The 17,126-nt window shown below is 67.7% G+C and carries 17 protein-coding genes, 1 tRNA gene and 1 other RNA gene; 6 read left to right on the forward strand and 13 right to left on the reverse strand.

Annotated elements, in window-relative coordinates:
* Nucleotides 1-2: 2 nt before the first annotated feature.
* The 3 genes from otsB to Q0Z66_RS04035 are packed head-to-tail and all read right to left on the reverse strand — an operon-like array spanning nucleotide 3 to nucleotide 3,508.
* Nucleotides 3-800 carry a trehalose-phosphatase gene (otsB, locus tag Q0Z66_RS04025; protein ID WP_298038054.1) on the reverse strand — a complete coding sequence of 266 codons (798 nt, stop codon included), beginning with the start codon at nucleotides 798-800 and terminating at the stop codon, nucleotides 3-5.
* Nucleotides 801-839: 39 nt separating this feature from the next.
* Nucleotides 840-2,252 (reverse strand): trehalose-6-phosphate synthase, encoded by a 1,413-nt coding sequence (locus tag Q0Z66_RS04030; RefSeq protein WP_298038058.1) that lies wholly within the window; start codon nucleotides 2,250-2,252, stop codon nucleotides 840-842.
* Between the two features lie 32 nt (nucleotides 2,253-2,284).
* On the reverse strand, nucleotides 2,285-3,508 hold the full coding sequence (locus tag Q0Z66_RS04035) for an MFS transporter (protein WP_298038060.1): 1,224 nt from the start codon (nucleotides 3,506-3,508) through the stop codon (nucleotides 2,285-2,287).
* Between the two features lie 141 nt (nucleotides 3,509-3,649).
* Between Q0Z66_RS04035 and Q0Z66_RS04040 the strand changes: the two genes are divergently transcribed.
* Nucleotides 3,650-3,943: a hypothetical protein gene (locus tag Q0Z66_RS04040; protein ID WP_298038062.1), complete on the forward strand. Its 294-nt coding sequence runs from the start codon at nucleotides 3,650-3,652 to the stop codon at nucleotides 3,941-3,943.
* Between the two features lie 11 nt (nucleotides 3,944-3,954).
* On the opposite strand, the gene Q0Z66_RS04045 is transcribed toward Q0Z66_RS04040, so the two are convergent.
* The 3 genes from Q0Z66_RS04045 to Q0Z66_RS04055 are packed head-to-tail and all read right to left on the reverse strand — an operon-like array spanning nucleotide 3,955 to nucleotide 6,567.
* On the reverse strand, nucleotides 3,955-5,133 hold the full coding sequence (locus Q0Z66_RS04045; RefSeq protein WP_298038066.1) for an acetyl-CoA C-acetyltransferase: 1,179 nt from the start codon (nucleotides 5,131-5,133) through the stop codon (nucleotides 3,955-3,957).
* Nucleotides 5,130-5,783, reverse strand: a complete 654-nt coding sequence (locus tag Q0Z66_RS04050; protein ID WP_298038068.1) for a CoA transferase subunit B — start codon at nucleotides 5,781-5,783, stop codon at nucleotides 5,130-5,132. The genes Q0Z66_RS04045 and Q0Z66_RS04050 overlap by 4 nt, the downstream gene beginning before the upstream one ends.
* A 1-nt stretch (nucleotide 5,784) precedes the next feature.
* The gene (locus Q0Z66_RS04055; protein ID WP_298038071.1) at nucleotides 5,785-6,567 is read right to left on the reverse strand and encodes a CoA transferase subunit A; all 783 of its coding nucleotides are present in this window, start codon (nucleotides 6,565-6,567) and stop codon (nucleotides 5,785-5,787) included.
* A gap of 106 nt (nucleotides 6,568-6,673) precedes the next feature.
* Here Q0Z66_RS04055 and Q0Z66_RS04060 point away from each other — a divergent pair, with 106 nt between their 5' ends.
* Nucleotides 6,674-7,462, forward strand: a complete 789-nt coding sequence (locus Q0Z66_RS04060; RefSeq protein WP_298038074.1) for an IclR family transcriptional regulator — start codon at nucleotides 6,674-6,676, stop codon at nucleotides 7,460-7,462.
* A gap of 84 nt (nucleotides 7,463-7,546) precedes the next feature.
* On the opposite strand, the gene Q0Z66_RS04065 is transcribed toward Q0Z66_RS04060, so the two are convergent.
* A tRNA-Lys gene (locus Q0Z66_RS04065) sits at nucleotides 7,547-7,619 on the reverse strand.
* A gap of 151 nt (nucleotides 7,620-7,770) precedes the next feature.
* Between Q0Z66_RS04065 and Q0Z66_RS04070 the strand changes: the two genes are divergently transcribed.
* Both Q0Z66_RS04070 and Q0Z66_RS04075 read left to right on the forward strand, forming a co-directional pair.
* Complete coding sequence (locus Q0Z66_RS04070) at nucleotides 7,771-8,577, forward strand: inositol monophosphatase family protein (protein ID WP_298038077.1); 807 nt, start codon at nucleotides 7,771-7,773, stop codon at nucleotides 8,575-8,577.
* Between the two features lie 14 nt (nucleotides 8,578-8,591).
* Nucleotides 8,592-9,170 carry a hypothetical protein gene (locus tag Q0Z66_RS04075; protein WP_298038079.1) on the forward strand — a complete coding sequence of 193 codons (579 nt, stop codon included), beginning with the start codon at nucleotides 8,592-8,594 and terminating at the stop codon, nucleotides 9,168-9,170.
* A gap of 71 nt (nucleotides 9,171-9,241) precedes the next feature.
* Here the strand turns inward: Q0Z66_RS04075 and Q0Z66_RS04080 are convergent, their stop codons facing one another.
* Nucleotides 9,242-10,690 (reverse strand): aldehyde dehydrogenase family protein, encoded by a 1,449-nt coding sequence (locus tag Q0Z66_RS04080; RefSeq protein WP_298038082.1) that lies wholly within the window; start codon nucleotides 10,688-10,690, stop codon nucleotides 9,242-9,244.
* 195 nt (nucleotides 10,691-10,885) lie between these two features.
* Nucleotides 10,886-11,255: a transfer-messenger RNA gene (ssrA, locus tag Q0Z66_RS04085) on the reverse strand.
* Between the two features lie 143 nt (nucleotides 11,256-11,398).
* Here ssrA and Q0Z66_RS04090 point away from each other — a divergent pair.
* Nucleotides 11,399-12,058, forward strand: coding sequence for an SIMPL domain-containing protein (locus Q0Z66_RS04090; RefSeq protein ID WP_298038083.1), 660 nt, complete (start codon nucleotides 11,399-11,401; stop codon nucleotides 12,056-12,058).
* 9 nt (nucleotides 12,059-12,067) lie between these two features.
* Here Q0Z66_RS04090 and hflX read toward each other — a convergent pair whose 3' ends face one another.
* Nucleotides 12,068-13,573 (reverse strand): GTPase HflX, encoded by a 1,506-nt coding sequence (gene hflX, locus Q0Z66_RS04095; RefSeq protein ID WP_298038085.1) that lies wholly within the window; start codon nucleotides 13,571-13,573, stop codon nucleotides 12,068-12,070.
* A 59-nt stretch (nucleotides 13,574-13,632) separates the two neighbouring features.
* On the opposite strand from hflX, the gene Q0Z66_RS04100 reads away from it, so the two are divergent.
* Entirely contained in the window at nucleotides 13,633-14,274 is a 642-nt protein-coding gene (locus Q0Z66_RS04100) for a methyltransferase (RefSeq protein WP_298038087.1), read from the forward strand.
* Between the two features lie 39 nt (nucleotides 14,275-14,313).
* Here Q0Z66_RS04100 and Q0Z66_RS04105 read toward each other — a convergent pair whose 3' ends face one another.
* The 3 genes from Q0Z66_RS04105 to Q0Z66_RS04115 form a co-directional block, all read right to left on the reverse strand.
* Complete coding sequence (locus Q0Z66_RS04105) at nucleotides 14,314-15,696, reverse strand: LLM class flavin-dependent oxidoreductase (protein ID WP_298038089.1); 1,383 nt, start codon at nucleotides 15,694-15,696, stop codon at nucleotides 14,314-14,316.
* 87 nt (nucleotides 15,697-15,783) lie between these two features.
* Complete coding sequence (dapF, locus tag Q0Z66_RS04110) at nucleotides 15,784-16,656, reverse strand: diaminopimelate epimerase (protein WP_298038092.1); 873 nt, start codon at nucleotides 16,654-16,656, stop codon at nucleotides 15,784-15,786.
* Nucleotides 16,657-16,692: 36 nt separating this feature from the next.
* A complete protein-coding gene (locus Q0Z66_RS04115; protein WP_298038093.1) occupies nucleotides 16,693-17,118 on the reverse strand; it encodes a GNAT family acetyltransferase in 426 nt (141 codons plus the stop codon).
* Nucleotides 17,119-17,126 lie beyond the last annotated feature (8 nt).

The following is a 17,126-nucleotide window of genomic DNA, read 5'->3' on the forward strand; positions in this document are numbered from 1 at the left end:
GTCTATTCCTGTCGGGCGGCGCGCTCCGTCGCCAGCGCCTTCAGAAGTGCGGCCATGTCTTGTGGGGTGCCCACACGCAGTGTCCCCGCGGACTCCCCCGGGCCCACGCGCACACCGAGATCGCCCGCCTCGAGCACGCGCATGGCGTCCTCGTCGGTCACGTCATCGCCGGCGAACAAGATGCCGGTCGCATCGAAGTGCTCGCGCAGAACGGTCATCGCCGTGTCCTTGCCCTCGACGCGCGAGGAGAACTCCAGAACCCGGTGCCCCGAACGGCGGCGCCAGTGCGGGTAGAAGTCTGCGACGAGAGCATCGATCTCGGCGAAGGCCGCCTTTTCGACCTCGGGCGTGGCGCGACGGGTGTGGATGCCCATGCCGAAGGTCTTCGGCTCGAGGCCGACCCCCTCGAAGCGATCGACGATGGGCTGGGCCGCCGCCCACAGCGCCTCGCGGGCGCCCTCCTCGGTCGTGCTGCCGGGTGCATCGGATGCCCCGACCCCTGGGAACCAGTACTGCGCGCCGTGGGATCCGGCGAGCGCGACGGAGGACTCGTCGTCGTGCTCGGTGATGATGCGCAGATCGTGCATGCTCCGCCCGGACACGTAGGAAACGAAGGTGTCGGGCAGCGCCGCGAGCCGCTCGAGCTGCGTCTTGACCTCGGGGAGGGCGCGGGCGGCCATGGGGTCCGGGACCAGCGGTGACGCCGTGCCGTCGAAGTCGAGGGCGATCACGAGCCGGGGCGTCGTGGCGATGGCGGTCAGTGCGTCATCGGGCGAGCCGGGGGTCCAGGTGCGGGTCACTGCGTGTCTCCTCATCGGGGCGTCGTAGCCACCAGCTTCTCACGCGCGCGCGGCTCGGGCGTCCGCGAGGGCCTGCAGGAAGGATGAGGACCACGCGTTGACGTCGTTCTCGAGCACGCGTTTGCGCAGGGCGCGCATCCTCTTGCCCTGTTCGCCGGCGGGCATCTCGACGGCTGTCATGATCGCGTCCTTGAGGCCTTCGATGTCATGGGGGTTGACGAGGATGGCCTGACGCAGCTCATCGGCGGCTCCGGTGAACTCGCTGAGCACGAGCGCCCCGCGGTTGTCGGCCCGAGTGGCGATGTATTCCTTGGCGACGAGGTTCATCCCGTCGCGGAGCGCTGTGACGAGCATGACGTCGGCTGCGAGGTAGAGGGCGACCATCTCGTCGCGAGGGAACCCCTGGTGGAGGTACCGGATGGCGGAGTGGCCCATGGTGTCTGTATCGCCGTTGATGCGGGCGACGGAGAGTTCGATCTCATCGCGCAGGGTGACGTAGGCATCGACGCGTTCGCGGCTGGGGCTGGCTACCTGGATGAGAGTCACGTCTTCGACGTGCAGGCGTCCTTGGCGCAGGAGTTCGCTGTAGGCCTTGATCCGGTGGCGGATTCCCTTGGTGTAGTCGAGCCGGTCGACGCCGAGCAGGATGTGCTTCGGGTTGCCGAGGCTCTCCCTGATCTCGGCGGCTCGTGCCTGGATGCGCGGCGATGCGGCGAGCTCCCGGTACGGGGCGGTGTCGATCGAGATGGGGAACGCCTTGACGAGTGCCGGATGGGTGCTGCTCTCCCCCGGCACCTCGACGACCGAGGACTTGACGTCGTACTTGAGTCGACGCCGTACGGCTGCGAGGAAGTAGTTCGCATCCTGTGCGCGTTGGAAGCCGATCACGTCGGCGCCCAGGAGTCCGCGCAGCACCTGGTCGCGCCAGGGCATCTGCGCATACAGTCCGTGCGCGGGGAACGGGATGTGGTGGAAATAGCCGATCGTGACGTCGGGGCGCAGGGCGCGCACCATCTCGGGGACCAGCTGCAGCTGGTAGTCGTGCACCCAGACGGTGCCGTTCTCGGCGACGGCTGCGGCAGCGGCCTCGGCGAAGCGACGGTTCACCGTGACGTAGGCCTCCCACCATTCGCGGTGATACTGGGGCGGCGCGATCACATCGTGATAGAGCGGCCAGATCGTGTCGTTCGCGAAGCCCTCGTAGTACTCGGCGATCTCCTGCTCGGACAGCGCGATCGGGATCAGCCGGATGTCGTTCGCGGTGAAGGGATCGAGTTCGAGATCGGGTTGGCCCGCCCATCCGACCCAGGCGCCGCCCGCTGCCTGCATCATCGGTTCGAGGGCCGCGACCAGCCCTCCCGGAGAGGTTCGCCAGCTCTCCTGCCCGTCGGCGTCCAGGACCCGGTCGACCGGGAGGCGGTTGGCGACGACGACGAAATCTGCGGCGGTCATGGAGACTCCTCACACTCGATGTGTGCCCCAGGCTAGCGAGTCATGCGCCTCCGGCGGCCGAGAATGCCGTTGGCGAGGCCGGCCAGGAACACGACGAGTGCTGCGGCGATCGGCAGAATCAGCGCAGCATCCGTGCCGATCCGCTCGCCGATCTCACCGGTCACGGCCGATCCGATGGATTGTCCGACGATGACGGCGGAGCCGAGCATCGTCATGACGGTGGCGGAGCGTCCGCGCGGGCTGCGAGCCGCGCCGAGGCTGTACTGCGTCACGAGCGTGGGACCGATGCCGACGCCCATGATGGCCAGGGCCACCATCATCATTCCGGGTGAGTCGACGCTCAGCAGCAGGCAGGATCCGCCGAGCAGGATCGCCGAGAACACGATCCATCGTGCGGAGATCGCAAAGCGCGCCGGCAGCCAGGCCACTCCGAGTGCCAGAACCGCCGACCCCACGCCCATCACTCCGTAGAGCAGCCCCGCTTCCTCAGGAGCGCCCCGGTCGGCCATGAAGGCGGTGAGGGATGTCAGCATCGTGCCGAAGAACAGCCCGACGCCGAGGATCCCGATGACGACGATCAGGACGCTCGGCCGGAACAGCTCCGCGACCGACGAGGGCGCGCGCCCGTCGGCGTCCCGTTCCTGGGAGACGGCACGTGCGCTCGGGTGCAGAGCGAAAGCACCGACGAAGACGATGGTGAGCGCTGCGGCGACGATGAGCGGCGCGCCGGGGGCGATGCCCGCGGCGAGCACGCCGACGAGGAACGGCCCGAAGACGAAGACCATCTCGTCGGCCGCGGACTCGTAGGCCATCGTTCCCGAGATGGTGCGCGAGCGCCCGAGCTCCGGCATCCGGTCGTTGATGATCGTGACCAGGCGCGATCTCGACAGCGGTGCCACCTGCGGCGCGGTCGCGCCGATTCCGAAGCCGGCGAGGAGAACGAGGGCGTCGGCGCTGGCCGAGTGCACTGCGAGGGTGAAGATGACGAGCATCGTGCCGTTGGCGAGGGCCAGCAGCGACAGCACGATGCGCTGGCTGAATCGGTCGGCCGCAGCGCCCAGCAGGGGTCCGAAGCAGGCGGTGCCGAGTCCGACGGCGGCCGAGGTCAGCCCGCCCAGCGATAGGGAGCCGCGCTCGGCGACGACCAGGGTGAGGACCCCGACGACCATCATGGCGAACGGCAGCCGGGCGATGAAGGCGATGAAGAAGTACGGAAGGCCTGCTTCTCGCAGGAGGGATGTGCGTGTCTGTGTCATGGCTCTCACGCGCCCGCGGCGCGGATACGGTGCCGCCGTTGTCCGTCGGGGTGCCGACGTCCGGTAGATGCACGACTTCGGGCGCCGAAGCGCCGCACCCATTCTACCCGGGCACGCCGTGCCGCGGGTAGGTTGGGGGGCATGCGTTACCTCTTCAGCACCGGCCTCATCGGAGCGATCACCGCGGGGGTCTCACTCCTGCGCGGAACCAGGGATGCCCCGATCACATGGCGCGCTGTCCTCGCCTGGCTCAGCTGGGGGATCACGCTCGCCCTGGCGGTCGGCGCGGCCGTCGACATGAGCCGCGAGAGCCGCGGCATGCTCGTCGCCTCGGACTCTCCGCTGCAGTCGAAGCAGGCGAAGAAGGCGCAGAAGACGCAGGCGAAGGCGCAGAAGCAGCAGGCCGATGCGCACGCGCAGGCCCGCGGCCGCTGAGCCCTCGCCCGTCAGAGGGTGAGGATCAGGGCCTCCCCCTGTCCGCCTCCGCCGCACAGCCCGATGGCCGCGGTGCCGCTTCCGCGGCGCGAGAGCTCGTGCGCCATGTGCACGACCAGTCGATTGCCGGATGCGCCGATCGGATGTCCGATCGCGATCCCGCCGCCGTGGATGTTGACGATGTCTTCGGAGAGGCCGAGGTCGCGCTGGGAGCGGGCGACGACGGCTCCGAAGGCTTCGTTGATCTCGACGAGATCCACATCGGATGCCGCGATGCCCTGTTTCTCGAGGGCGCGGGCGATCGCCTGCGCGGGCTGTGTCTGCAGAGAGTTGTCGGGGCCGGCGGTCTGACCGCTCGCCCCGATCACCGCGAGCACCGGCCAGCCGTGCTCTTCGGCGTTCTCGCGGGTGGTGACGACGACCGCTGACGCACCATCGGAGATCTGCGAGGCGTTGCCGGCGGTGATCGAGCCGTCCTTCGCGAAGGCGGGGCGCAACTTCGCCAGGCTCTCCAGCGTCGTATCCGGGCGCACTCCCTCATCGCGCGTGACCCGAACCGCGTCGCCGCGGCGCTGCGGAACCTCGACCGCGACGATCTCGGCGTCGAAGACGCCCGCTTCCGCCGCGGCGGCGGCGCGCTGGTGCGAGAGGGCGGCGACGGCATCCTGGTCGGCGCGTGTCAACGCGAAGCGCTCGTTGTGGCGCTCGGTCGAGGCGCCCATGCTCTCCTGGTCGTAGGCGTCGGTCAGGCCGTCGTGCGCGAGATGGTCGAGCACTTCGACGCTGCCGTAGGTCCAGCCGTCGCGCGAGCCCATGAGCAGGTGCGGCGCCCGCGTCATCGACTCCATTCCGGCGGCGACGACGGTCGTGGCATCCCCCGTCCGGATCATTCGTGCGGCATCGATGATCGCCGTCAGTCCCGACAGGCAGACCTTGTTGACCGAGTGGGCGGGAACATCCCACCCGATGCCGGCGCCGATCGCCGCCTGACGGGCGGCGTTCTGCCCGGATCCCGCGGCGAGCACCTGGCCGACGATGACCGCGTCGATGGCTGCGGGATCGATGGATGCCTTCTCCAGTGCGCCGCGGATCGCGAACGAGCCCAGCTGGGGTGCGGTGAACCCGGCCAGCTGCCCCTTCAGACGCCCCTGCGGGGTGCGTGCGGCGGCGACGATGACGATGTCGGTCATGACTGCTCCTTCAGCTCCGGGGAGATCGACAGCGGCGGTTCTGTCGCGGCGATGACGTCGTGGACGCTGACGCCCGGCGCGGTCTCCATGAGCACCAGTCCGTCATCCGTCACATCGATCACGGCCAGGTCGGTGATGATTCGGTGAACGACGCCGCGCCCGGTCAGCGGCAGCGAGCACTCGTTGACGATCTTCGCCGAGCCGTCCTTGGCGACGTGCTCCATGAGGATGATGAGCCGCTCGGCGCCGTGGACGAGGTCCATCGCACCTCCCGGGCCCTTGACCATCTTCCCGGGGATCATCCAGTTGGCCAGGTCTCCGGAGGCCGAGACCTGCATGGCGCCGAGAACGGCCGCGTCGATCTTGCCGCCGCGGATCATGCCGAAGCTCGTGGCCGAGTCGAAGAATGCCGTGCCGGGGAGCGTCGTGACGGTCTCCTTGCCGGCGTTGATGAGATCGGCGTCGATGTTCTCCTCAGTCGGGTACGGTCCGACGCCGAGGATCCCGTTCTCCGATTGGAGCACCAGGGTGATCCCGGCGGGCACGTAGTTGGGCACCATCGTCGGCAAACCGATGCCGAGATTGACGTAGGAGCCATCGGTCAGCTCGGCGGCGGCCCGCGCCGCCATCTGCTCGCGTGTCAGAGCCATCTCAGTTCCCCTCGTTCGTGGCGGGCGCGACAGTGCGACGTTCGATGCGCTTCTCGATGTCGGTGCCGACCTCGATCATGCGATGCACGAAGACGCCGGGAAGGTGGATGCTGTCGGGGTCGATCTCGCCGGGTTCGACGAGGCGCTCCACCTGCGCGATGCACACGCGCCCGGCCATGGCCGCCAGCGGGTTGAAGTTTCGGGCGGCCTTGGTGAAGACGAGATTGCCGTGCCGGTCGCCGAGGGCTGCATGCACGAGCGCATAGTCAGTCGATATCGCCTCTTCGAGCACGAACTCCTTCTCGACGCCATCGACCGCGAAGCTGCGGGTGTCCTTAGGCACCGAGGCGGCCGCGACCGATCCATCGGCGTTGTATCGACGGGGCAGTCCGCCCTCGGCGACCTGCGTGCCCACGCCGGTCTGCGTGTAGAAGGCCGCGATCCCGGAGCCTCCGGCGCGCAGCTTCTCGGCCAGAGTCCCCTGCGGGGTCAGCTCGAGCTCGAGCTCCCCCGAGAGGAACTGCCTCTCGAACTCCTTGTTCTCGCCCACATAGGACGAGGTCATCTTGCGGATGCGCTTCGCATTCAGGAGCACCCCGAGCCCCCAGTCGTCGACGCCGCAGTTGTTGCTGACGACGCTGAGGCCGGTCGTTCCCTGCGCGAGCAGGGCGTCGATGAGGGCGATCGGGTTGCCGGAGAGGCCGAAGCCGCCGACGGCCAGCGAGGCTCCATCCGAGATATCGGCGACGGCTTCGGCCGCCGTGGCCCATTCTTTGTCGATCACGCGGCACTCCTTTGTGTGGGGGTCTGGTTCCAGCATCCGCCCCAGAAGTCTCAACAATGAAGGCACATCTTGCGATATGGCCGATACCGGGGATAGCGTCCACATTATGGAACACGCTTCCCGCTCGGTCCCCGGCGCCCAGGCCATCGCACGGGCCGCTTCCCTCCTGCGACTGGTCACAGCCGCCGGCGAGAACGGTGCGTCCCTCGCCTCCCTCGCGCACGACGCCGACCTTTCCCGCTCCACGGCCCACCGCCTCCTCGGCGCGTTGCGCATGGAAGGACTCGTCGATCGCGACGAGGAGACGACGCGTTGGATGCCGGGGCCCGAACTCTTCCTCATGGGCACGGTCGCCGCGGCACGCTACGACGTGACGGCGCTGGCCCGCGACATCGTCCGGTCCCTGGCCGTCAAGACCGAGGAGAGCGCCTTCCTCTCCGTGCGGCGCGGAGACGAAACCGTGTGCCTACTCCGAGAGGAGGGATCCTTCCCGATCCGATCGTTCGTGCTCAGCGAAGGCGTGCGCTTCCCCCTCGGCGTTGCGAGCGCCGGACTCGCGATCCTCTCGTTCCTGCCCGAGCATGAAGCGAACGCCTATTTCGAGCGGCATCCCCACCTCGGCGAGCGCTGGGGCCGCACGCACACCCGGACTCCCCTGCGCCGACGCCTGGCGGAGACTCAGGAACGCGGATACGCCGTCAACCCGGGCCTCATCGTCGAGGGCAGTTGGGGAATGGGTGCCGCGGTTTTCGATCGCGCCGGGCGCCCGGAATGGGCGCTGAGCCTGACCGGTGTGGAATTCCGCTTCGGGCCGGATCGCTCGCCGCAGCTCGGACGCACGCTCCTCGCCCACGCGCATGAGCTCTCCACGCGCATCGCGAATACGCGCCGCTGAGCCGGAGCCGCTGCGGCTCAACGGCATCCGAGAAGCAGAAAAGCCCCGTTCACACTGGCGAGAGTGTAAACGGGGCTTGTTCCGTGCACCCCCAGGGACTTGAACCCTGAACCCATTGATTAAGAGTCAATTGCTCTGCCGATTGAGCTAGAGGTGCTTAGCTGGGTCATCCCCGGCCGAGATAAAACATTACCGGAGGCCGGGGAACATGCCAAATCGGGCCCGATCATCGAGCGGCCCGGGCGTGGCGCGAGGAGTCGCGGCGATGGGGCTGGGTTGCCGAGGCGACCGGCCAGTATCCTGAGAGGGTGACCCTCTCCCCCGCAGAAAACGACCTGTCGTCGGATCTCGCCCTCGCTCTGCGACTGGCCGATGCGGCGGATGCGCAGTCCCTGCCCCGCTTCGACGCCGCGGATCTGAGGATCTCGACGAAGGCCGACCGGACGCATGTCACGGATGCCGACCTCGCGACCGAGCGCGCCATCCGCGAGCAGCTGTCGATCGAGCGCCCCGAAGACGGCATCTTCGGTGAGGAATTCGGCGCCACCGGCAGCACGAACCGTCAGTGGATCATCGACCCGATCGATGGCACCGCGAACTTCATGCGCGGCGTCCCCCTCTGGGGCACCATGATCTGCCTCGCGATCGACGGCGTCCCCGCCGTCGGCGTGGTCAGCATGCCGGCGCTCGGCCGCCGTTGGTGGGCCTCCACCGGCAACGGCGCCTGGACCGCGACGGAGAACGGCCCCCGACGCTTGCAGACCTCGGCCGTCGCATCCGTCGACGATGCCGCCGTCAGCTTCCAGAGCATCACCCAATGGGCGGATGCCGGCCACCTGCCCGCGCTCCTCGCCCTCGCCGAGCGCGTCTGGCGCGACCGCGCCTACGGCGACGTGTACTCGTACATGCTCCTCGCCGAAGGCCGCCTCGAAATGGTCGCCGAGTTCGACGTCAAGGAGTACGACATCGCCGCGGCCGTCCCGATCGTCCGCGAAGCCGGCGGACGCTTCACCTCCTTCGACGGCGAGGACACGATCTCCGATCGGTCATCGCTGGCGACAAACGGCCTTCTCCACGAGGCCTTCCTCACCATCACCCACCCCACGCACGACTGATCAGAAGGCCGGAGATGACCCCCCGCATCCCCCTCATCGCACTCACCGCCACCGCACTCGCGGTCGTCCTGAGCGCGTGCTCACCGACCCCGAAGCCGGAGGAGACCGCCGCGGCATCCCCCGAGGTGTCTGCCCCCGCCCCCGCGCCCGCCGAAGACGCCGCGCCGGTCGTGAACGAGCCGGAGGAGACGACGCCCAGCGAAGCCACCTGCGAATCGATCCTCTCGGAGAACACCGTCGCCTCCCTCACCGACTTCGGCTGGACCTACGAGCAGCAGGAGTTCCGCTTCGGCGGCGATATCGTCGAGGGCGGAATCCAGTGCGTCTGGGGCGACTACACCATCGCCTCCGACCACGTCCAGATCTTCGGCTGGGCACCGCTTGATGCAGCAGCATCCAATGCAGCACAGCAGAAGCTGCTCGGAGAGGGTTGGCAGCGCGCCGACAGCGATGGGCACACCTACATCACGACGAACCCCGCTTTCGCGGTCGCGACCGATGACGACGGCTTCGGGATGACCTACGAGTTCGGCGACGGCTGGACCACCGTGTCCGACACGAAGCAGGGCCTGCTGCTCATCACCGCCCCCTGACGCGGGTCGAGATTCGTGAAGGCGGTTGAGAACCCGGCGATCTCGTCGGGTTCTCAACCGTCGATGACGACTCAGAACGGGTAGCGCTCGATGTCTGCCTGCATCGTCACCCACTGCAGATCGCAGAAGGTGTCGAGATTCACCGATGAACCGAAGTGACCGCCGCTGCCCGATGCCTTCGTCCCGCCGAACGGCGCGACCGCCTCGTCATCGACCGTCTGATCGTTGATGTGCACAGCTCCGGATTGGATGCGATCGGCCAACTCGAATGCACGGTATGGGTTGCCCGTGAGGACCGAGACCGACAAGCCGTACTCAGAGGAGTTGATGATGTCGATCGCTTCGTCGACGGTGTCGTACACCGTGATCGGGGCGACCGGGCCGAAGATCTCCTGAGCGAACGCCGGCGCATCATGCGGCACGTTCGACAAGACCGTCGGGCGATAGAACAGGCCGTCATAAGTGCCGCCCGCTTCAAGCTTCGCGCCCGCCGCGACCGACTCCTGCACGATGCCGTCGACCTTCGCGAGCTGTGCGGCATCGATGATCGGACCGAGCGCGTTCTCCGGGTTCGTCGGGTCGCCGACCGTGATCCGCTCCGCGCTCGCCGCGAGCTTGGCCGTGTACTCCTCGACCAAGCTGCGGTGCACAAGGTGGCGTCCGGTCGTCATGCAGATCTGCCCCTGATGCAGGAAGGAGCCCCAGGCACCGGCAGACGCCGCGGCATCCACGTCGGCGTCGGGCAGGACGAGCAGCGCGTTGTTGCCGCCGAGCTCGAGGTGCACCTTCTTCAGGAGGGGTGCAGCGGCTTCGCCGATCTTCCGGCCTGCCGCCGTCGAGCCCGTGAACGAGATGCAGGGAACAGCGGGATGAGCGACGAGCGCCGCCCCGACGTCCGCCCCACCGGGCAGAACGTGCAGCAGTCCATCCGGGAGGCCGGACTCAGCGAGGATCTCGGCGAGGATGAGACCGCCCGCGATCGGCGTGCGCGGGTCGGGCTTGAGGATGACGGCGTTGCCGAGCGCCAGCGCGGGCACCACGGAGCGCGCCGACAGGATCGCGGGGAAGTTGAACGGGCTGATGACGCCGACCACGCCGACGGGGATGTAACGCCCGATCGATGTGCGCGGCTTCATGCTGCGCAGCAGCTGACCGTACGGCTGCGACGCAAGCGCCGCACCCTCGGCGAACTCGGAGGCGACCAGCCCGGCTTCGAATGCGGCTTTTCCCGCACCGGATCCAGATTCCGGCACCAACCATTCGGTCAGTCGCTCCGGGTTCTCCTGCAGGATCGCGGAGGCTCTCGCCATGACCGCCGCGCGTTGCGTGTACGGCAACGCCGCCCATTCCCGCTGCGCTGCCTGCGCTGCGGCGACCGCCGCCTCCAGATCCGCCGGGTTCGCGAGGCCCACCTTCGCGATCACTTCGCCTGTCGCGGGCGCCTCGACCTCGAGAACGCCTCCCACGCTGGCGACGAAACCGCCGCCGGTGTAGATCTTCTCGGCCCAGATCGTTGTCATGCTCGGTCCTCACTCCTCAGTTCTCGATCGGTCCGACGACAACCGTCTGACACGCGAACGGCACGCGCTGCGGCATCGTCGATCTCGCGGAACAACCATAGCGAGACCAACTGGTCGCCCCTCGGCGCAGAAATGAAAAAGCCTCTCGATCCCTGTGCGTACAGGGATCGAGAGGCTTCTCACAATGACAACGGCTGGTGGAGCTGGGGGGAATCGAACCCCCGTCCAACGCTGAGCCTCCGCGGCTTCTCCGGGCGCAGTCTGTGCAGACGTTCTACTCGGCTCCGACCTTTGTCACAGACACCTAAGTCGACAAGCCCAGCCTGGGAAGAGTCCCGCGTGACGTCCAGACGCCGTCACGCAGCAAGATCCCTAGATGACGCCAGGGTCCGTATCGGGATCACATACGGTCTGACGGACTATCGGGCTCGCTTATGCAGCGAGGGCGAAGTCGTTGCGCTTGGATTCGGCAACTATGTTTTTGCAGGGGGCGTTCACGAGATAACCCTGCATCCTCGGCCCGCTTCACGTGGATTCACAGGCGCTGTCGAAACCGATCAGCCCCGGGGTCCTTCATCTGAAGGTGCCGTTGTCACTCTGTGGAATTACCATCTCGGAAACCGAAGTGCCCGAGCATCACACACTACAACGGATCCGCGACCGACGCCATTCCCCGCGCGCGCCGGGCACTGCCGTAGAGTCTCTGCCATGAGCGATGTCACCATCACCGTGCGGGGCGACAACGAGATCCGCGTCTCCCCCGAACGCGCCACCATCCATCTCACCGTCTCCTCCGATGGCCACGATCGTGCCGCGGTCGTCACCGAGGCTCTCCGCCGCGCCGAACCCCTGCGAGCGGGCCTCGAGCAGCGAGTCGAGGCGGAAACCCTCGTCGAATGGAGCAGCAATCGCCTGAGCGTGCGCGGCGACCGCCCCTGGAACAACGAGGGCAAGCGCCTCGCCACCGTCTACCGCGCCTCGGTCGACTTCACAGCGACCTTCGCCGAAGCATCCGAGCTCTCCCTATGGGTATCGGAGATGTCCGGTGAGGACGGCCTCGAGATCGGGCATGTCAGCTGGGCCCTGACCCCGCACACGCGCGCTCGCATCGAGCAAGAGGTCGCCGCGGCAGCCGTCGGCGTCGCTGTGGCCCGCGCCGAGGCATACGCGACGGCGCTCGGGCTGACCTCGGTCGTGCCGCAGGAGATCGCCGACGTCGGCATGATCTCGGCGCCGCGCGCGGTACAGCCCGGCCTGCAGGTCCGCGCGGCCGCCTTCGCCGTCGGGGAAAGCGCGCCGGCGATGTCGTACGAACCCGACGACATCGTCGTCTCGGCGACGGTCGAAGCCCGCTTCACCGCCTCCTGAGCAACACGCTCAGCGGGTGAAAGGCGCGAGTTCCGCCGCCAGGCGCTCCGACACATGCGCGTGCACCTCGGTGCCGTGCTCGCCGTGCTCGGATGACAACAGCATCCCGGTCTCGTGGATCGCCGCGACCAGATCGCCGCGATCATAGGGAATGAGAGCTCGCACCTCGACCGCCGGCTTCGGCAACGCCTCCTCGATCGCGATACGCAACTGCTCGATGCCCTCGCCCGTGCGGGAGGACACGAAGTGCGCGCGCGGCTCGAGCCCCTGCAGAACCAGGCGGTCGTCGTCGGTCAGGAGATCGGCCTTGTTGAAGACCACGATCTCCGGCAGGTCGCGACCGCCGACGTCGCCGATGACATCGCGCACCGTCTGAAGCTGTCCGGACGGATCGGGGTGCGCGCCGTCGACCACGTGCAGGACGATATCGGACTCCCCGACCTCCTCGAGCGTCGAGCGGAACGCTTCGACCAGTTGATGCGGAAGATTGCGCACGAAGCCCACGGTGTCGGTGAGCGTGTAGACGCGCCCATCCGCGCTCTCCGTGCGACGCACGGTGGCATCGAGGGTCGCGAACAGGGCGTTCTCGACCAGCACGCCCGCGTGCGTGATCGCGTTCATCAGACTGGATTTTCCGGCGTTCGTGTACCCAGCGATCGCAACCGACGGAATGGTGTTGCGCTTGCGCTCCGCCCGTTTCGCATCTCGTGCCGGGGCGAAATCCCGGATCTGACGCCGCAGCAGCGCCATCTTGGTTCGGATGCGGCGTCGATCGAGCTCGATCTTCGTCTCACCCGGACCACGCGAGCCCATTCCGGCCCCGCCGGCACCGACCTGGCCACCGGCCTGGCGGCTCATCGATTCGCCCCAGCCGCGCAGACGCGGCAGCAGGTACTCGAGCTGGGCGAGCTCGACCTGGGCCTTGCCCTCGCGGCTCTTGGCGTGCTGGCTGAAGATGTCGAGGATCACCGTGGTGCGGTCGATGACCTTCACCTTCACGACGTCCTCGAGCGCACGGCGCTGGCTCGGAGCGAGCTCCGTATCGGCGATGACGGTATCGGCGCCCGTCGCGGCGACGATGTCCTTCAGCTCCGCCGCTTTGCCCCGGCCGACATAGGTCGCCGGATCCGGGTGCGGACGCCTCTGCAGCACACCATCGAGCACGACGGCCCCCGCAGTCTCCGCAAGGGCGGCGAGCTCGCGCAGCGAGTTCTCGGCATCCGCCTGCGCGCCCTGCGGGTACACACCGACGAGAACCACGTTCTCCAGGCGCAGCTGCCGGTACTCGACCTCGGTGACGTCCTCGAGCTCGGTCGACAGGCCCGCGACACGGCGCAGCGCATGACGATCGGCGAGATCCCACTGGTCGCCGTCACTGTCCGCATGCCCCGCAGTCGACGCATCCTGCAGCGCTTGCGCGTCACCGAACACCCTCACCTGCGTGCGCTTGTCCGCGCTCGCGAGCACCCGGTCCAGCGTGTCGTCGGAGTTGGTATCTTCTGTGGCTTTCGTCATCCTCTGCCTTCTGTGTGCGGCGCCTCAATGTTAGCCCGCCTCTCCGGTACGCTCACGGTATGGGGTCTGATCATTACTTCACTGCGGCCCCGGCAAGTGCGGAGAACCTGCGCACCATCACGGTGACGCTCGCAGGACGCGAACTCGAGGTGACCACCGCCGGTGGCGTCTTCAGTCCCGACCGCCTCGACGCCGGAACAGCAGTCCTTTTCGCCAATATGCCTCCGCTCCCGCCGAGCGGTGATTTCCTCGACCTCGGAAGCGGCTGGGGCCCCATCAGCATCACGATGGCGCTGGCGTCACCCCATGCCACGATCTGGGCCGTCGATGTCAACGAGCGCGCCCTGGATCTCGTGCGCCGAAACGCTGAGGCACTCGGCCTCACCAACATCAGGGCCGTCACGCCCGATGCCGTTCCCGAAGACATCGTCTTCCGGACCATCCGCTCGAACCCGCCGATCCGGGTCGGCAAGGGTGTGCTCCACGACATGCTCCAGAAGTGGATCCCTCGTCTGGACGAGCGCAGCGACGCTTACCTCGTCGTGCAGCGCAACCTCGGCTCCGACTCGCTGCAGCGCTGGATGGACGCCACCTTCGACGAGGGATACAGCATCTCGCGTGCTGCGACGGCGAAGGGTTTCCGCGTGCTGAAGGTCCGCCGGCACGGCAATCCTCCGACCGAACCCATCGACCTCGTCTGACAACGATGCCCCGGGAGATCCTCCCGGGGCATCGTCGCATCAGACGCCGGTGCGCTGACGCAGGCTGTACGACGCGCCGCGGTGCGTGTCCGGCAGTCGATCGCCGTCACCGTGCAGCTTGTGGCGCAGGGTTCCGGGGGTGTACTCGGTCTGATAGACGCCCCGACGCTGGAGCTCGGGGACGATGAACTCGACGACGTCCTCGAACGTGCCCGGTGTGATCGCATAGGCGAGGTTGAAGCCGTCGACGTCGGTCTCCTCGACCCAGTCCTGCAGGAAGTCCGCGACCTCGGCGGGAGAGCCGACGACACGGGGCCCGAGGCCCCCGATGTTGCCGAGCCGCGCGATATCGCGCACCTTCCATTCCTTGCCGTCGTCGTTGGCCTGCTGGAAATTCGCCACGGTCGACTGGATCGCGTTGCTCTTGACGTTGCCGATCGGCTCGTCGAGGTCGAACTGGGACAGGTCGACGCCCATCCAGCCCGACATGAACACGAGAGCGCCCTCGTCACTGGCGTACTGCAGGTAGTCCTCGTACTTCGCCTGAGCCTTCTCACTCGTCTCGTCGGTGATGATCGTGAGCAGCGTGTAGATCTTGGCGGAGTAGCGGTCGCGGCCGGCGGCTTCGAGACCGTCGCGGACCCGCTTGACCGTCTCGGCGAGGCGCGCCTTCGTGGGGGCGGCCACGAAGATCGCCTCGGCGTTGCCCGCTGCGAACGCGATGCCGCGCGGTGACGCGCCCGCCTGGTAGATGACCGGGGTGCGCTGCGGAGACGGCTCGGAGATGTGGATGCCGGGGACGGTGAAGTGCTTTCCGTGGTGCTCGATGTCGTGCACCTTCGCGGGGTCGGTGAAGACGCCGTTCTCGCGGTCGTTGATGACCGCATCGTCCTCCCAGGAACCCTCCCAGAGCTTGTAGACGACCTCGAGGTATTCGTCGGCGATGTCGTAGCGCTGGTCGTGCTCGAGCTGGTCCTCGTGCCCCATGTTTCGAGCGGCGGAGGGCAGGTAGCCGGTGACGACGTTCCAGCCGACGCGGCCATCAGTGAGGTGGTCGAGCGTCGTCATGCGACGAGCGAAGGGATACGGATGCTCGTACGCGGTGCCCGCCGTGACGCCGAAGCCGAGATGCTCGGTGACCGCGGCCATGGCGCTGACGGTGAGGATCGGGTCGTTGACGGGAACCTGGGCGCCGTGGCGGATGGCCGCCTCGTTCGAGCCGCCGTAGACGTCGTAGGTGCCGAGCACATCGGCGATGAAGATGCCGTCGAATCGGCCCTTCTCGAGCAGCTGAGCGAGATCCGTCCAGTACGAGAGCTTCTTGTACGTGGCGGAGCGGTCCTGCGGGTGACGCCACATGCCCGAAGCCTGGTGCGCGACGCAGTTCATGTCGAAGGCGTTGAAACGGATCTGCTTGCTCATAGGCACCATCGTCGGGCATGAGCCCGGTCGCCGTCACGTCTGCATGTCATGAAGCGACTCATTTCACGGCCGGTGCCGGCCTCGACATCAGGCGAGTTCGATCGTGCCGCTGTAGACGAGCTGGGCCGGACCCGAGAGGGCGACGTGCTCGCCGTCCTCGGCGGGGAACATGCGCACGCCGAGCGTGCCGCCCGGGACCTCGACCTGCCAGTTGTGCGGTGCACGCTCGCCGGCCCAGTGCCGCACCGCGAGGGCGGTGGCCGCAACACCGGTGCCGCAGCTCAGGGTCTCCCCCACGCCGCGCTCGAAGACACGCATCGAGACGTGTCCCACGCCGTCGCGGACCAGTGGTTCGCCGGGGACCACGAATTCGACGTTCGCTCCCGATACAGGCGCCGGGTCGAGTTCGGGGATGAAGGAGAGGTCGAGGCCTGCGAGTTCTTCCTCGGATGCCAGGGCGACGACGACGTGCGGATTGCCGACGTCGATCCCGAGACCGGGTCGGGCCACATCGAGGCCGCGGGCCTTGGCGAGGGGCTCGCCGTCGGCGAGCTTCCACCGGCCGAGGTCGACCTGGTAGCCGTTGGCGCTGGCGGTCACATCACGGACGCCGGCACGCGTGCCGATGGGCAGCGTGGAACCGGGCTCAATCGTGGCAAGACCACTGCGCACCAAATAGTGCACGAAGACACGCACCCCGTTGCCGCACATCTCGGCGATCGAGCCGTCCGCATTGCGGTAGTCCATGAACCACTCGGCGTCCGGTTCCTCGGCGAGAGCCGCGGCCCCCGCGTCGATGGCCGTCGAGCGCACCACGCGCAGCACGCCGTCGGCGCCGATGCCGAAGTGCCGGTCGCAGAGGGCCGCGACCTGCTCGGCCGTGAGATCGAGCTCACCGTCCGGGTCGGGGATGATGACGAAGTCGTTGCCGGTGCCGTGCCCCTTGGTGAATGCGACCATGCGTTCAGTCTAAAGACGTTCCGCAACGCCGACTGTTCACATGTCGGCGATGAGGCGTTTCCCGGCGTTGCGCACGTCGAAGCTCTCGTAGCCCACGGCGTCGTAGAAGCTGAGCACGGCCTCATTCTCGGTGCGGACCATGAGCTGCACCTTGGGGCACCCCATGGCGGCGAGCAGACGTTCCGCCTCGGCGAGAAGACCGCGGGCGATGCCCTCGCCCTGACGCGCAGGCGTCGTGGCCAGGTAGTAGATCCATCCGCGATGCCCGTCGTATCCCGCCATCACGGAACCGAGGACCGTCTTCTCGTCGTGGGCCACGAGGAACAGTTCGGGCTGCACGCGGAGCTTGCGCTCGATGTCCTGCCGAGGATCGTTCCAGGGCCTGGTCAGCCCGGTCTCCTGCCACAGCTCGATGACGGCATCCGTGTCTTCTCGCGCGAACGCGCGCACCTTCCAGCTCACTGTACGAG

It is taken from the genome of uncultured Microbacterium sp. (genome assembly GCF_947632095.1).
Lineage (GTDB): Bacteria > Actinomycetota > Actinomycetes > Actinomycetales > Microbacteriaceae > Microbacterium.

Bases quoted from the DNA above. Each gene is read 5' to 3' on its own strand.
- hflX (WP_298038085.1), bottom strand. From the start codon at position 13,573: ATGACGAAAGCCACAGAAGATACCAACTCCGACGACACGCTGGACCGG.
- Q0Z66_RS04040 (WP_298038062.1), top strand. From the start codon at position 3,650: ATGCGTTACCTCTTCAGCACCGGCCTCATCGGAGCGATCACCGCGGGG.
- Q0Z66_RS04090 (WP_298038083.1), top strand. From the start codon at position 11,399: ATGAGCGATGTCACCATCACCGTGCGGGGCGACAACGAGATCCGCGTC.
- Q0Z66_RS04030 (WP_298038058.1), bottom strand. From the start codon at position 2,252: ATGACCGCCGCAGATTTCGTCGTCGTCGCCAACCGCCTCCCGGTCGAC.
- Q0Z66_RS04075 (WP_298038079.1), top strand. From the start codon at position 8,592: ATGACCCCCCGCATCCCCCTCATCGCACTCACCGCCACCGCACTCGCG.
- Q0Z66_RS04035 (WP_298038060.1), bottom strand. From the start codon at position 3,508: ATGACACAGACACGCACATCCCTCCTGCGAGAAGCAGGCCTTCCGTAC.
- Q0Z66_RS04060 (WP_298038074.1), top strand. From the start codon at position 6,674: ATGGAACACGCTTCCCGCTCGGTCCCCGGCGCCCAGGCCATCGCACGG.
- Q0Z66_RS04100 (WP_298038087.1), top strand. From the start codon at position 13,633: ATGGGGTCTGATCATTACTTCACTGCGGCCCCGGCAAGTGCGGAGAAC.
- dapF (WP_298038092.1), bottom strand. From the start codon at position 16,656: ATGGTCGCATTCACCAAGGGGCACGGCACCGGCAACGACTTCGTCATC.
- Q0Z66_RS04050 (WP_298038068.1), bottom strand. From the start codon at position 5,783: ATGGCTCTGACACGCGAGCAGATGGCGGCGCGGGCCGCCGCCGAGCTG.
- Q0Z66_RS04080 (WP_298038082.1), bottom strand. From the start codon at position 10,690: ATGACAACGATCTGGGCCGAGAAGATCTACACCGGCGGCGGTTTCGTC.
- Q0Z66_RS04105 (WP_298038089.1), bottom strand. From the start codon at position 15,696: ATGAGCAAGCAGATCCGTTTCAACGCCTTCGACATGAACTGCGTCGCG.
- Q0Z66_RS04045 (WP_298038066.1), bottom strand. From the start codon at position 5,133: ATGACCGACATCGTCATCGTCGCCGCCGCACGCACCCCGCAGGGGCGT.